11 protein-coding genes are annotated in these 13,953 nt (G+C 66.3%); 8 read left to right on the top strand and 3 right to left on the bottom strand.

Translation table 11 applies throughout. The features are described from left to right. Positions 1-24: 24 nt before the first annotated feature. Positions 25-1,731: a GAF domain-containing hybrid sensor histidine kinase/response regulator gene (locus Q8M13_RS08170; RefSeq protein WP_305299298.1), complete on the bottom strand. Its 1,707-nt coding sequence runs from the start codon at positions 1,729-1,731 to the stop codon at positions 25-27. Positions 1,732-1,832: 101 nt separating this feature from the next. Next, positions 1,833-2,768, bottom strand: coding sequence for an isopenicillin N synthase family oxygenase (locus Q8M13_RS08165; protein ID WP_305299297.1), 936 nt, complete (start codon positions 2,766-2,768; stop codon positions 1,833-1,835). An 85-nt stretch (positions 2,769-2,853) separates the two neighbouring features. Here Q8M13_RS08165 and Q8M13_RS08160 point away from each other — a divergent pair, with 85 nt between their 5' ends. The 5 genes from Q8M13_RS08160 (at position 2,854) to msrA (ending at position 7,732) form a co-directional block, all read left to right on the top strand. After that, positions 2,854-3,528: an OmpA family protein gene (locus Q8M13_RS08160; protein WP_305299296.1), complete on the top strand. Its 675-nt coding sequence runs from the start codon at positions 2,854-2,856 to the stop codon at positions 3,526-3,528. A gap of 193 nt (positions 3,529-3,721) precedes the next feature. Continuing rightward, positions 3,722-5,569, top strand: coding sequence for a monovalent cation:proton antiporter-2 (CPA2) family protein (locus Q8M13_RS08155; RefSeq protein WP_305299295.1), 1,848 nt, complete (start codon positions 3,722-3,724; stop codon positions 5,567-5,569). Positions 5,570-5,641: 72 nt separating this feature from the next. Then, the gene (locus tag Q8M13_RS08150) at positions 5,642-6,376 is read left to right on the top strand and encodes a CoA transferase subunit A (protein ID WP_305299294.1); all 735 of its coding nucleotides are present in this window, start codon (positions 5,642-5,644) and stop codon (positions 6,374-6,376) included. Between the two features lies 1 nt (position 6,377). After that, a complete protein-coding gene (locus tag Q8M13_RS08145) occupies positions 6,378-7,019 on the top strand; it encodes a 3-oxoacid CoA-transferase subunit B (protein WP_305299293.1) in 642 nt (213 codons plus the stop codon). Positions 7,020-7,129: 110 nt separating this feature from the next. Next, positions 7,130-7,732 (top strand): peptide-methionine (S)-S-oxide reductase MsrA, encoded by a 603-nt coding sequence (gene msrA, locus Q8M13_RS08140; RefSeq protein ID WP_305299292.1) that lies wholly within the window; start codon positions 7,130-7,132, stop codon positions 7,730-7,732. Here the strand turns inward: msrA and Q8M13_RS08135 are convergent. Continuing rightward, on the bottom strand, positions 7,701-9,272 hold the full coding sequence (locus tag Q8M13_RS08135) for a glycosyltransferase family 39 protein (protein WP_305299291.1): 1,572 nt from the start codon (positions 9,270-9,272) through the stop codon (positions 7,701-7,703). The two genes, msrA and Q8M13_RS08135, sit on opposite strands and share 32 nt — an antisense overlap. Before the next feature lie 212 nt (positions 9,273-9,484). Between Q8M13_RS08135 and Q8M13_RS08130 the strand changes: the two genes are divergently transcribed. The 3 genes from Q8M13_RS08130 (at position 9,485) to aguB (ending at position 13,934) form a co-directional block, all read left to right on the top strand. Then, entirely contained in the window at positions 9,485-11,926 is a 2,442-nt protein-coding gene (locus Q8M13_RS08130; protein ID WP_305299290.1) for a TonB-dependent receptor, read from the top strand. 122 nt (positions 11,927-12,048) lie between these two features. Next, a complete protein-coding gene (locus Q8M13_RS08125) occupies positions 12,049-13,059 on the top strand; it encodes an agmatine deiminase family protein (RefSeq protein ID WP_305299289.1) in 1,011 nt (336 codons plus the stop codon). Continuing rightward, positions 13,059-13,934 (top strand): N-carbamoylputrescine amidase, encoded by an 876-nt coding sequence (gene aguB, locus Q8M13_RS08120; RefSeq protein WP_305299288.1) that lies wholly within the window; start codon positions 13,059-13,061, stop codon positions 13,932-13,934. Before Q8M13_RS08125 ends, aguB begins: the two co-directional genes overlap by 1 nt. Positions 13,935-13,953 lie beyond the last annotated feature (19 nt).

Here is a 13,953-nt window from a genome sequence, read left to right as displayed (position 1 = left end):
GTTCCCCCTGGGGGGATCTGAGGGTCAGGCCAGCGCGGCGACCTTGAGTTCCGGCGTCGTGACGCGCGCCACCTTTTCCGACCAGACCATCTCGACCACGTGCAGCAGCCGCTCGGCGGTGATCGGCTTGGTCACGTGGCCGTCGGCGCCGGCCCTTGCGGAGGCCTCGGCGTGTTCGGGCATGGCGTTGGCGGTCAGGGTGTAGATCGGCGTGCGTCGGTGAAGCTTGGCCTCGCGCCGCCGGATCGCGGCGATGGCGGTCAGGCCGTCCATCACCGGCATCTGCATATCCATCAGGATCAGGTCGAAGTGCGAGCGCGCGGCCTCGTCGACCGCCTCAGCGCCATTTTCAACCGAGATCAGATCGACGCCCGCCGCCCCCAGGATCAATTCTACGACGCGGCGATTGGTCGGGTGATCCTCGGCCAGCAGCACGCGCATGGCGTCCAGCGCGGTCTCTTCGGCCTGGCCCGCCTCGTGGTCGCCCCACATCTCGACCGCGCCGTGGCGGCGGGGCAGCTCAAGCGACAGGACGAAGGTGGCGCCGTGGCCGGGGACCGCATGCGCCGTCAGGTCCCCGCCCATCGCCTCGGCCAGGGTGCGCGATATGGCCAGGCCCAGGCCCGTTCCCCCATATTGCCGGGTGATCGAGCCGTCGGCCTGCTGGAAGCGGCCGAATAGGCGCTGGCGGGTGTCTTCGTCGAACCCAATGCCGGTGTCGGAAACTGTGAAGGTCAGGTGGGTGCTGGTCTCGTCGCGCCGGGCGGCGACCAGCAGCTTCACCTCGCCCTGGCTGGTGAACTTCACCGCGTTGCCGAGCAGGTTGGTCAGGATCTGGCGGATGCGGGGGCCATCGCCCTCGAAAGAGCCATGAGCATAGGGCTCCATCTCGACGATCAGCGCCAGGTCTTTGGCCTGGGCGCTGGCCTCAAACAGCGCCGCGCAGGCGTTGACCGAGGTGACGAGGTCGAAGGGCTCGGGCCGGATCTCCAGGCGCCCAGCCTCGATGCGGGCCAGGTCCAGGATGTCGGTGAGCAGGGCCTCCAGCGTCTGGGCAGAGGTCTCGATCAGTTCGACCATCTCGGCCTGAGGCGCGGTCAGGCTGGTCTTGGCCAAGGCCCCGGCGATGCCCATCACCCCGTTCAGGGGCGTGCGGATCTCGTGGCTCATATTGGCCAGGAACTCGCTCTTGGCCTTGTTGGCGGCTTCGGCCTCGCCAGCAAATTTCACCAGGTCGCGCTGAGCGTGATGGCGCGAGCATTCGTTGGAGGCGATGGCGGCAAGGTCGATCAGTACGTCCGCCAGCCTTTGATCATAGGGGCGAGGCTCACCGGCGGCCACGCAGACCACGCCAATCGGTTGCCCGTCGGCCAAGCGGATCGGCGCTCCGGCGTAGAAGCGGACTCCCTGCGCGCCGGCGACGTTCGGATGATCGCAAAAGCGGCGGTCCTCGAGCGCGTTGGTGACCCAAAGCAGGGCGTCGTCGTGGACTACGACCTCTGAGAAGGACTGGTCCTCGCAGACCTGCTCGTCGGTCCAATCGGGTCCGACACTGGCGTGCCAGCTACGCTTGGCGCCCACCATCACCACGTCGCCGAGGTCGAGATTGGTAAAGGCGCGGGCCAGTCGGCCGACCCGTTCGAAGGTCGGCTTCAACTCGTCCAGGTCGAGGGTGGCGATCGCCGCGAGGCGCGCGGCCTCGGCCAGCAGCGCCGGTCCTTCCTTGGACATGATCTCCCCCAGGCTTCTTTTGCGGCCGAAGATTGGGTGGCGGGGGTTAAATTTCCGTCTTTTTGCGAACCACGTTCAACTATCGCCGTTCGCGCAGCAAATCAGAGCAACTTGATTTCCCGCAGGCGCTCCTTGAGGAACTCGTCGGCGGTGATCGGCGCCAGGCCCCGGTCGGGATGAGCCGCGTCGATACAGCCGGGCAGGGTCCGGATCTCGTAGTCCGGATTGAAGTGCAGGAAGAACGGCGTCGAATAGCGCGCAAAGCCGCGGCGCTCCGGGGCCGGATTGACCACGCGATGGGTGGTCGAGGGCAGGACGTGGTTGGTCAGCCGCTGCAGCATGTCGCCGATATTGCAGACCACCGAGCCGGCGGGCGGATTGATCGCCAGCCACTGGCCATCGCGGTCCAGCACCTCAAGCCCGGCCTCTTCGGCGCCGAGCAGCAGGGTGATGACATTGATGTCCTCGTGCGCTCCGGCCCGGATGTTCGGGCCGTCTTTCGGCACCGGCGGATAGTGCAGCAGCCGCAGGATCGAATTGCCGTGATCGACCGTAGCGTCGAAGAAGTGGCGATCCAGCTTCAGATAGACCGCAATGGCCTCCAGCACCTGGCGGCCCAGGGCGTCCAGCGTGTTGAACAGCCAGGCGATCTCGGTGTGGAACTCCGGGACCTCTGCGGGCCAGACGTTGTCGGGCATGAAGGCGCGGAATGGATGGCCGGCGGGCAGGTCGCGCCCCATGTGCCAGAACTCCTTCAGGTCGAAGTGCTGGGCGTCCTTGGCGGTTTCGATGCCGAACGGCGTGTAGCCGCGCTGCCCCCCCACGCCGGCGACATAGCTGCGCTTTAAGTCCTCCGGCAGGGCGAAGAAGGCCTTGGCGGCGGCGATGGCCGCGTCGATCCGCGCCTGCGGTAGGTCGTGATCGGAGATGACCGCGAAGCCGTAGCGGGCGAAGGAGCCGCCAAGATCCTGGGAGAAGCCCTGGAAGTCGGCCTCGAAGCGCTGGAATGAAACCGGCTTGATCGCTGCTGTCGTCACGTTTGATCCTTCACCCCGGCGAACCGGGAACCTTGACCGTAGCGACGGCGTTCGCACCTGATGTTCCATCACCTGGAGATCAGTAATGCGTAACTGGACCGCCCTCGCGGCTTGCATCCTCGGCGCGGGCGCCATGTCGGCGTGCACCACGGTGGACCCCTACACCGGACAACAGGTCCGCAACAACACCGGCACCGGCGCATTGGCCGGCGCATTGGGCGGCGCGGCGCTTGGCTACCTCACCAACACCAACCGCAGCGAGCAGGGCCGCAAGAACGCGCTGATCGGGGCCGGGGTCGGCGCCTTGGCGGGCGCTGGGGTCGGCAACTACATGGATCGTCAGCAGGCCCAGCTCCGCCGCGACCTGGCCGGCAGCGGCGTCGAGGTTCAACGCCAGGGCGACAACATCGTCCTGCAGATGCCCAGCGACGTGACCTTCGGCTTCGACCGCTCGGACATTCAGCCGCAGTTCTACGACACCCTGGCTTCGGTCGCCCGCAGCCTGAACGAATACCCACAGACCCTGGTGGACGTCGTCGGCCACGCCGATTCCATCGGCCGGGCCGACTACAACCAACAGCTTTCCGAGCGCCGGGCCCTGGCGGTCGCCGACAACCTGACCAATCGGGGCGGCGTGCTGCGCGACCGGCTCTATGTCGCCGGCCGTGGTTCAAGCCAGCCGATCGCCACCAACGACACCGAGGAAGGTCGCGCCAAGAACCGGCGGGTCGAGATCATCCTGCGCCCCTATACGGGCTGATTGGCCCGATCCCCGGCCGGCGGGGCGATGATTTAGGGCGCGTTTTGGCGGCGCCCTGAGGTCGTTGTGCAAAGAGAGTGGGCTCAGCGCCCGCTCTCGTCGCCCGCCCGGTTGCACGGGTGGGGGTTTTGACACCACATACGCCCAGGTCCCGCGCCACAGCGACGGCCTTTCGACGCGAACTGGAGCTTGAATGGCGGCTGAGGCTGCGGGCATGAACCTGGGGCACGCTGTCGCCCTGCTGGCCGCCGCGGTGATCGCCGTGCCGGTGTTCCGCAAGCTCGGCCTGGGCTCGGTGCTGGGCTATCTGGCCGCCGGCCTGGTCATCGGCCCGTTCGGGCTCAAACTGTTCGCCGACCCCGAGGCGATCCTCCACGTCGCCGAGCTGGGCGTGGTGATGTTCCTGTTCATCATCGGGCTGGAGATGCGTCCGGCCAAGCTATGGTCGCTCCGCAAGGAGATCTTCGGACTGGGCGCCGCCCAGGTAATGCTTTGCTGCGCATTGCTGTCAGGCGTCGCCATGCTTGGCGGCTTGCCGGTCCAGGCCGCGATCATCGGGGCCAGCGGTTTCGTGCTGTCGTCCACGGCCGTGATCATGAAGATGCTCGACGAGCGCGGCGAAACCTCCACCGAGGCCGGCCAACGCGCCGTCTCGATCCTGCTTCTGGAAGACCTGGCGGTGGTGCCCCTACTGGCGCTCGTGGCGCTGATGGCCTCGATGAGCGGGCCGGCCGTCGATACCGGCCGTCCGGTCTGGATGGCCGTGCTGATCGGCCTGGCCTGCATCGCCGCGGTCATCGCCGCCGGCCGCTGGCTGCTCAATCCGTTCTTCCAGATCCTGGCCCGCACCGGCGCGCGCGAAATCATGACCGCTGCGGCCCTGCTGGTCGTGCTGGGCACGGCGCTGTTCATGCAGTGGGGCGGGCTGTCGATGGCGATGGGCGCGTTCCTGGCCGGGGTGCTGCTCTCTGAATCGGTGTTCCGCCATCAGCTTGAAGCCGACGTCGAACCGTTCCGCGGCATCCTGCTAGGCTTGTTCTTCCTCAGCGTCGGCATGTCGCTCGACCTGTCGGTTGTGGTGTCGGAGTGGGGTCTGATCCTGGCCGGAGTCGTGGCCTTCATGATCGTCAAGGCGGCCGGCATCTATGGCGTCGCGCGGCTGTTCCGCGCCGGCCACCGAGAGGCGATTCAGCGCGCGGCCCTGTTCGCCCAGGGGGGCGAGTTCGCCTTCGTCCTCTACTCGGCCGCGGTCGCGGCCGGCGTGTTCGATGCGCGCACCAGCGCCGCCCTGACCGCAATCGTGATCATGTCGATGGCCCTGACACCGCTGGTGGTCATCGTCCTGAACCGGCTGCTGCCGGCGCCGAAGGAATCGATGGATGGCATCGAGGCCGCCGCCGGGCTGGAGGGCCGTGTGCTGCTGGTCGGCTTTGGCCGCTTCGCCCAGGTGGTCAGCCAGCCGCTGCTGGCGCGCGGCATCGAGGTGGCCCTCATCGAGACCGACGTCGAGATGATCCGCGCCGCCAGCACCTTCGGCTTCAAGGTCTATTACGGCGACGGCACCCGGCTCGACGTGCTGCGCGCCTCTGGGGCCGACACCGCCGAGGCGATCCTGGTCTGCGTGGAAAAGCCCGAGGTCGCCGACAAGATCGTCGAACTGGTCAAGGCCGAGTTCCCCCTGGCCAAGCTGCTGGTTCGCGCCTTCGACCGCGGGCACTCCCTGCGGCTGATCGAGGCCGGGGTCGATTTCCAGATTCGCGAAACCTTCGAGTCCGCCCTGACCTTCGGCAAGCGCACCCTGATCGAGCTCGGCGTCGATGAGGTGGAGGCCGCCGAGATCGTCCGCGACGTCCGTCGCCGCGACACTGAGCGCCTGGAACTGCAGGTCGCCGGGGGGCTCCAGGCAGGCCGCTGGCTCATGCGCGGCAACATGGCCACCCCGACGCCAGAGCCGTTCTCCGTCCCGCGCCATGGCGGCAAGGCGCTCAATACCGAGGCGGCCGATGTCCTGGCCAAGTCGCCAAAGCAGCTCGCTGAATAGCGTTTCATCAAGTGATGAACTTTTTCAGCTCACCCGGTTCTCAAACATCAGATTGCGGCTAAAAGGGCTGTCATGGCTGGAAAAACCCAAAAGGACGCCGCCGAAGCCCTGGCTGGGGTGCTCTTCGACGGCATGACCATCATGGCCGGGGGCTTTGGCCTCTGCGGCATTCCCGAGAATCTGATCGCGGCGATCCGCGAGACCGGGGTGAAGAACCTCACGGTGGTCTCCAACAACTGCGGGATCGACGGCTTTGGCCTCGGCGTCCTGCTGGAGAGCGGACAGATCAAGAAGATGATCTCGTCCTATGTCGGCGAGAACAAGCTGTTCGAGAAGCTCTACCTCTCGGGCGAGCTGGAGCTGGAGTTCAATCCGCAGGGCACCCTGGCCGAGCGCATCCGCGCCGGCGGCGCGGGCATCCCGGCCTTCTTCACCAAGACCGGGGTCGGCACCCTGGTGGCGGAGGGCAAGGAGACCCGCGAGTTCGACGGCGAGCTCTATGTGATGGAGCGCGGCCTGACCGCGGACCTGGCCATCGTCAAGGCCCACACCGGCGACGCCGAGGGCAACCTCGTCTATCGAAAGACCGCCCGGAACTTCAATCCGATGATGGCCACGGCCGGCAAGGTCACCATCGCCGAGATCGAGCACCTGGTTCCAGTCGGCTCGCTCGACAAAGACAACATCCACACGCCCGGCATCTATGTGGATCGCATCTTCCAGGGCGCGAACTTCGAGAAGCGCATCGAGCGCGTGACCACGCGTCCCAAAGAAACGCAAATGGGCGAAGAAAAGGCGAGCGCCTAAGATGGCCTGGACCCGTGACGAAATGGCCGCCCGCGCGGCGAGCGAACTGCGCGACGGCTTCTATGTGAACCTGGGCATCGGCATCCCGACCCTGGTCGCCAACTACATCCCGGCCGGCATGCACGTCACCCTGCAGTCGGAGAACGGCATGCTGGGCATGGGCCCGTTCCCCCATGAGGGTGAAGAGGACGCCGACCTGATCAACGCCGGCAAGCAGACGATCACCGAACTCGATAGTTCGTCCTACTTCTCGTCGGCCGACTCGTTCGCGATGATCCGCGGCGGCCACATCGCCCTGTCGATCCTGGGCGGCATGCAGGTTTCCGAAAAGGGCGACCTGGCCAACTGGATGGTGCCGGGCAAGGTGGTGAAGGGCATGGGCGGAGCCATGGACCTGGTCGCGGGCGTCAAGCGCGTGGTCGTGGTCATGGATCACGTCGAGAAGTCCGGCGCGCCCAAACTGCTGAAAGCCTGCACCCTGCCGCTGACCGGCGCGGGCGTGGTCGATCTGCTGATCACCGACCTTGGCGTCTTTGAGGTGGGTCGCGGCAAGTCGCCCCTGAAGCTGACGGCTCTGGCCTCCGGCGTCACGCTCGATGAGATCAAGGCCAAGACCGAGGCGGAATTCGAAGTCGGGCTCTAGTTCCTCTCCCCGCAAGGGGGGCGAGGAGAAGGTCTCGCATCCAACGAGCCAAATTGCGCGTATCTCATCCAGACAGCGGCCGCCTTTCGTAGCCGCGCGAAGGTGAGATCATGAAACCGACCCGGACCGCCCTGGCCCTCACGGCCTTGTTCTGTCTTTCGGGAGCTGTCCCCATCGGGGCGGCGGCGTGGGCCGCCGGGCCGACGAAGACCGCGGTGTTCGCCGGCGGCTGTTTTTGGTCGGCTGAGAAGGCCATGGAGCATTTGCCGGGCGTGACCGATGTGGTCGTGGGCTACGCCGGGGGCGCACTCCGCAACCCGACTTACGACAATCACCAGGGCCACCTGGAGGCGGTGAAGGTCACCTACGACCCGGCCAAGATCAGCTACGCCAAGCTGGTCGATGGCTTCTTCCACAATATCGATCCCACCGATGCGGGCGGGCAGATCTGCGATCGCGGCCCATCCTACGCTACGGCGGTGTTTGTCAGCGATCAGGATGAAACCCGCACCGCCCAGGCGGTGAAGGCGCAGGTCGCCAAGACGCTGGGCAAGCCGGTGGCCACCCGCGTTCTGACCGGCGGGACCTTCTGGAAGGGCGAGGCCTATCACCAGGACTACGCCAGGAAAAACCCGGCCAGCTATAACGCCTATCGCATCGGCTGCGGCCGCGACCGGGCGCTCAAGGCTGTTTGGGGGCCGGCGGCTTCTTGACGGGCAGTCCGGTGACTGGGTCCCTCGGCATCGGCGCGAAGGTCTCGCCGATGAACATCTCGGCCCGCCGCCGCCGCTTGCTGTCGAGCCAGACGCTGACGATCTGGTAGCTGGACACCGACTTGAAGTCGGCCGCCATCTCGGGGGCGAAGGCCGGTTCCAGGCTGACCGCCAGCACTCGCTTGCCAAGTTCGGCGGTCAGCGGCTCGGTGGTTTCGGCCTGGTTCTGCGGATGTGCCTCGCGCACCCACATCTTCAGCGGCGGCTCGCCATTCTTCCCGAAGTACTCGCGTCCGTAGTAGGCCGCGGCGTTGAACATGAAGCGGTCGTCCACGGCCACGGCGCTCAGGCTGCCGGTCGGCTCGCGCAGGGCTCGGTTGGCGATCTCCTCGGTCATCTGTTCCCAGCCCTTGGCGCGCTTGAAGGCGTTGGCCAGGCCCAGGGTGTCGGCGAGCGGCGGCGTCAGCACGCAGGCTAGGAAGAGGGCGGCCACCGCCGCCTGCATCACCACCGCCCCGATCAGCCACCAGCGCGCGCGCCAGCGCATCAGCCAAGCGGCGGCCAGGACGATTCCGGCGACGTATCCCGCCCCGGCCCAGTTGGCGTTGGCGCGGCTGATAAAGGACTGGAGGGTGACGATCAGCAGGGGCGGCGCCGCATAGCAGAGGAGCAGCAGGTCGGCCGGCTGCAATTGGCGGCGTATGGTCAGCAGCACCGCGCCGCCGACCAGCACTGCGAACGGGATCGGCCCGAACACCCCGAACTGCGAGAGGACGAAGTCGCTCAGCTCCTGGAAGTTGAACAGGCTCTGGCCGCTCCAATTGGCGTTGGCGGCGGTGTGCTGGACGGTGGAGAACCCGTGGGCGGCGTTCCAGGCGAGGTTGGGGGCCAGCACTAGCAGGAAGGCGGCCAGGGCCAGGGCGGTGGTCTTCAGGCTCCAGATCACGCGCGCTTGCGGCGAAATGAGCAGGTGCAGGGCCAGGCCGATCAGGGCGTAGATCGCCGCGTACTTGGCCAGGAACGCCAGGCCCGTCGCGGCCCCAAAGCCCGCCGCCAGCCAAAGGCGGCGGCGTCCTTCGGAGGTGGGCAGTTCGACATAGGCTAGCAGCGACAGGGCCAGGAACAGCAGCATCGAGGCGTCGGTCGCCACGACCAGCGAGGAGAGCTGCACCGCCGGCATCAACAGATAGAGCGCCGCGGCCGCAAAGCCGCTGGATGATCCGTAGAGCCGTCGCCCGATCCCGTAGACGCATAGCGTCGTGCCGGCGTGCAGCAAGGGCGAGGACAGCCGGACCCAGGGCTCGGCGTCGCCGCCGATCGCGGTCGTCGTCAAGATCAGCCAGGCGACCATCGGCGGTTTTGAATAGTAGCCCCAGTCGAGCGTGCGCGACCAAAGCCAGTATTGAGCCTCGTCGGGGTAAAGCTCGAGCGGCGAGGCGAACAGAGTCACCAGCCGAACGATCGTCAGGCCGACGGTGATGAGCAGAACCGCGCGCCAGTGGTCGTCGAATCCGTATTCGGACAATCTGCTGCGGGCCAAGGGCGCCTCCGGTCTCGCGCGGAAACTCGCGCGGCGGAGCGTGTCTGTAAAGCGACAGGCGCCACCTTATTGATCTGCTGTAACGTCAAGAGGGGGATGCGTCACGAATCCGTCACCCACGGACGAATTTTCCGAGCTATAGGGCCGTCCAAGTTTGGAGGCGAAGGCTGGGGAGCCTGTCGCTCCTTGCTAGACGAATGAGGGGATCTCACATGAATAGAATGCTTGCTCGCGCACTCTGCGCGACCACTGCCTTGGCCAGCGGCCTGCTGATCGGCAACGCCGCCATGGCCCAATCGAGCGGCACCACCGCCGTTGAAGAACTGGTTGTCACCGGTTCGCGCGGTCCGGCCGATCTGAGCGGCGTCATCGTCGCCGAACGCGACCCCAAGTCGCGCGCTTCGATCAGCGAGGAATTCATCCAGCGCCAGGTGCCTGGCCAGACGATCCTGCAGTCCCTGAACCTGATGCCGGGCGTCAACTTCACGAACAACGACGCCTTCGGCTCGGCCGGCGGCGACATCACCATCCGCGGCTTCGATTCCCAGCGCGTTGCGCTGCTTTGGGACGGCGTGCCGCTCAACGACAGCGGCAATTACGCCATCTACCCGAACCAGCAGCTGGACTCCGATCTGATCGAGCGCGCCACGGTCAACCTCGGCACCACCGACGTCGACAGCCCCACGGCCGCGGCCGCCGGCGGCACCATCAACTATGTGACCCGCAAGGCCTCTGACGAATTCGGCGTCCGCGGCGAACTCGCCTTCGGCTCCAACAACTACCAGCGCTACTACGGCACGCTCGAAACCGGCGCCGTGGGCCCTTGGGGCACGAAAGCCTGGATCTCCGGCCTCTACACCACCAACGAGATCTTCACCCCGCATGACGCCCAGAAGGACGCCCCCGGGAAGATCAAGAAGTGGCAGGTCAACGGCCGCATCGATCAAGACTTCGGCGAAATCGGCTCGGCCAGCCTGATCGCGAACTACAACGAAAACCGCAACAACTTCATCAACCGCGTGAACCTCACGCAGTTCAACCAGCGCAGCCTGCCAGTCTACAATGACTCGTGCATCCCAGCCCTGCCTGCGCCCGGTCCCGGCGCACAAATCGATGTCTGCCCGTCCTTCGTCGGCGTGAACATCAACCCGTCGAACACCGGCAATCTGCGCGGTCTGTCCAGCTGGAACCTGAGCGACAACCTCATCCTGACGGTTGACCCCTCGTTCCAGTACACCCTGGCCAACGGCGGCGGCTCGGCGGTCTTTGCTGAAACCGACGCCCAGCTACGCGGCAACACCGCTTCGCCCGGCGTGGACCTGAACGGCGACGGCGATCTGCTCGACCGTGTCACCCTCTATCGTCCGAACACGACCAACACCCGTCGCTATGGCGTGACCTCTTCGCTGATCTGGAAGTTCGCCGACACCCAGAGCGTCCGTCTGGCCTACACCTACGACAAGGCCAAACATCGTCAGACCGGCGACGTCGGCTTTGTTGATCGCGAGGGCAATCCCGAAAACGTCTTCGCCGGCAAGGACGGTCAGGGCGAGCAAGTGCTGCTGCCCGACGGCACCAACCTGCGCCGCCGTGACCGCGCCTCGGTCGCCGAACTGAACCAGGTGGCCCTCGAATATCGCGGCCGGTTCATGGAAGAGCGCCTGCTGCTGAACGTCGGCGTGCGCGCGCCCTTCTTCAAGCGCGAGTTGAACAACTTCTGCTACCAGCAGAACACGTTTGACGCCTTCTGCACCACTCAGGTCGGCACCCCGATCCCGGGCACTGACGATGGCACGGGCCGCCCGCTGGTGACCTTCCCGCAGAGCGCGCTCAACTCCAACGCCGCGAACCGCTACGGCAATCCCCGCGAGTGGACGTTGAAGTATGACGACGTCCTGCCGAACGTCGGCGTCAGCTACGACTTCACCGACGATCTGACGGTGTTCGCCAGCTACGCCGAAACGCTCTCCGCGCCGCGCACCGACGACCTCTACGACCGTGTACTGGTCGATCCGGGTCCGGAAAAGGCGCAAGCCTACGACCTGGGCGTTCGCTATCAGACCAGCCAGTTCATGGCGGCGGCCTCGGTCTGGTACAACCAGTTCAGCAATCGCATCGAGCGCGTGTTCGACGAACAAGCCGGGATCGCCTTCTCGTCCAACGTCGGCGACGTCAAGCTGCAGGGCTTCGACGGTCAGGTCGGCTGGCAGCCCACCGAATATCTGAGCGCATACGCTTCCTTCTCCTACGTCGACTCCGAAATCCAAGACGACATCCCAGGCTCGACGTCGTCGCCGGTTCCGATCCCGACCAAGGGCAAGTCGCTGTACGAAACGCCCAAGACCCAGGGCGCGGTCCGAGTGACCTTCGACCCGATCGAGTCGGTCAGCCTCGGCGTTCAAGGCAAGTTTGTCGGCGACCGTTGGTCCAACCTGACCAACACCGAGAAATTCCCCGGCTACACGCTGTGGGACCTCGACGCCCGCTGGAAGCTCGACAAGTTCGGCATGGAAGGCACCTACCTTCAGGCCAACGTGACCAATCTGTTCGACGAGCGTTACCTCGGCGACATGGTCACTAACCTGACCGGTAACGGTCAGGCTCAGCCTGGCTATCGCCGGACCTTCATCCTGACCCTGCACGCCGAGTTCTAGGACTTAACGTCAAGGTGACGATCGGGGCGGCCGCAGCGATGCGGTCGCCCTTTTTCGTGGTGATGCTTGACGGGGGGCGCTGCTCCGCCCATCTGCGCGCGTTCAATAGGTTAAGGTAGGTCATGACCGTTCTCGTTCCCGCCGAGTGGGCTCCGCACCGCGCCATGTGGCTCGGCTTCCCCAGCCATGCCGAAGGCGTGTGGGAGGACGAGCTCGCCCAGGCCCAGGTCGAGGTGGCCGCCCTGGCCCGCGCCCTGGCTGGTCCGGGCCGCGAGAAGGTTCGCCTGATGACCGGGACCTCGGGCGGCGAGGCTATGGCCCGCCGGCTGGTCGGTGACGTCGCCGGGATCGAGATCGTACCCGGCCGCTTCGGCGACGTCTGGCTGCGCGACACCGGTCCGATCTTCGCCAAAGGCCCCGATGGTCCCAGCGCCCGCGGCTTCCGTTTCAACGGTTGGGGCGGCAAGTACGACATGGAGTTCGACGACGAGGTCGCCGCCCAGATCGCAGAGGCCTCCGGCGTCCCGCTGGTCGCCCACGACTTCATCCTCGAAGGCGGCGCCGTCGATCACGACGGGATCGGCACGATCCTGACCACCGGTCAGTGCGTGCTGAACGCCAACCGCAATCCCGGCTGGACGGAAGCCGCGGCCGAGGCCGCCTTCAAGGACGCGCTCGGCGCCCGCAAGGTGATCTGGCTGGGCGAAGGCCTGGCCAACGACCACACCGACGGACATGTCGATAATCTGGCCCGCTTCGTCACGCCGGGCGTCGTGGTCTGTCCGGTCGCCTTCGGGCGCGGCGACGTCAATGGCGCGGCCTATGACGACGCGGCCAAGCGGCTGGCGTCCTCGACCGACGCCGACGGCCGCCCGCTGCAGGTGGTCCGCATCCCATCGCCTGGCTGGATCGAAGGCCACGACGGTCGCGCCTCGCCGGCCAGCCACATGAACTTCATCATCGCCAACGGCGCCGTGATCATGCCGACCTATGGCGAGGGCCAAGCCGCCGACCTGGCGTTGCAGGGCCTGCAAAGCGTCTTCCCCGACCACGCGGTGATCGGCCTGCCCTCCAGCGCGATCCTGACCGGCGGCGGGTCCTTCCACTGCATCACCCAGCAGGAGCCCGCCTGATGGCCCGTACGATCAATGTCGCCGCGATCCAGACCTCCTATGGCTTGGACATGGCGGCCAACATCGAGAAGACCAAGGTCTTCATCCGGCAGGCCGCCGCCAACGGCGCGCAGGTGATCCTGCCCTCGGAGCTGTTCCAAGGGCCGTACTTCTGCGTCACCCAGGAAGAGCACTGGTTCGCCCACGCCTATCCCTGGCGCGAGCACCCGTGCGTGACCGAGTTGGCCCCGCTGGCCGCCGAGCTGGGCGTCGTGATCCCGGTCTCGATCTTCGAGCGCGAAGGCCCGCACTACTTCAACAGCCTGGTGATGATCGACGCCGACGGCTCGCTGATGGGTGTCTATCGCAAGAGCCACATCCCTGACGGCCCCGGCTATCAGGAGAAGTACTATTTCCGGCCGGGCGACACCGGCTTCAAGGTCTGGGAAACCCGCTTCGGCAAGATCGGCGTCGGGATCTGCTGGGACCAGTGGTACCCGGAATGCGCCCGCGCCATGGCGCTGCTGGGCGCCGAGATCCTGCTCTATCCGACCGCTATCGGTTCGGAGCCGCATGACCCGACCCTGGACACCGCCCTGCCGTGGCGGCGCGCCATGCAGGGGCACGCGGTCTCCAACGTCATCCCTGTGGTCGGCGCGAACCGCATCGGCTTCGAGCCTTGGGAGAACTATCCCACCGGCGGTCAGGCCTTCTACGGCTCGTCCTTCATCGCCGACCATCGCGGCGACCTGGTCTCTGAGCTGGGCTCGGAGGAGGGCATCGTCCAGGCCAGCTTCGATCTGGACTTCCTGGCCACCCACCGCGCGGCCTGGGGCTTCTTCCGCGACCGCCGCACCGATCTCTACGGCGCGCTGGCCGGTCCGCGCCCGGTCTAGCTGGATCGCACCTCGATCG

This window comes from Phenylobacterium sp., from assembly GCF_030681155.1.
Classification (GTDB): Bacteria; Pseudomonadota; Alphaproteobacteria; order Caulobacterales; family Caulobacteraceae; genus Phenylobacterium.
Note: the sequence above shows the minus strand (reverse complement) of the source record. Positions and strands in the feature narration are given on the sequence as shown.

Coding starts and splice junctions, on each gene's coding strand:
- Q8M13_RS08130 (WP_305299290.1), top strand. CDS start 9,485: ATGAATAGAATGCTTGCTCGCGCACTCTGCGCGACCACTGCCTTGGCC.
- aguB (WP_305299288.1), top strand. CDS start 13,059: ATGGCCCGTACGATCAATGTCGCCGCGATCCAGACCTCCTATGGCTTG.
- Q8M13_RS08170 (WP_305299298.1), bottom strand. CDS start 1,731: ATGTCCAAGGAAGGACCGGCGCTGCTGGCCGAGGCCGCGCGCCTCGCG.
- Q8M13_RS08160 (WP_305299296.1), top strand. CDS start 2,854: ATGCGTAACTGGACCGCCCTCGCGGCTTGCATCCTCGGCGCGGGCGCC.
- msrA (WP_305299292.1), top strand. CDS start 7,130: ATGAAACCGACCCGGACCGCCCTGGCCCTCACGGCCTTGTTCTGTCTT.
- Q8M13_RS08125 (WP_305299289.1), top strand. CDS start 12,049: ATGACCGTTCTCGTTCCCGCCGAGTGGGCTCCGCACCGCGCCATGTGG.
- Q8M13_RS08150 (WP_305299294.1), top strand. CDS start 5,642: ATGGCTGGAAAAACCCAAAAGGACGCCGCCGAAGCCCTGGCTGGGGTG.
- Q8M13_RS08155 (WP_305299295.1), top strand. CDS start 3,722: ATGGCGGCTGAGGCTGCGGGCATGAACCTGGGGCACGCTGTCGCCCTG.
- Q8M13_RS08145 (WP_305299293.1), top strand. CDS start 6,378: ATGGCCTGGACCCGTGACGAAATGGCCGCCCGCGCGGCGAGCGAACTG.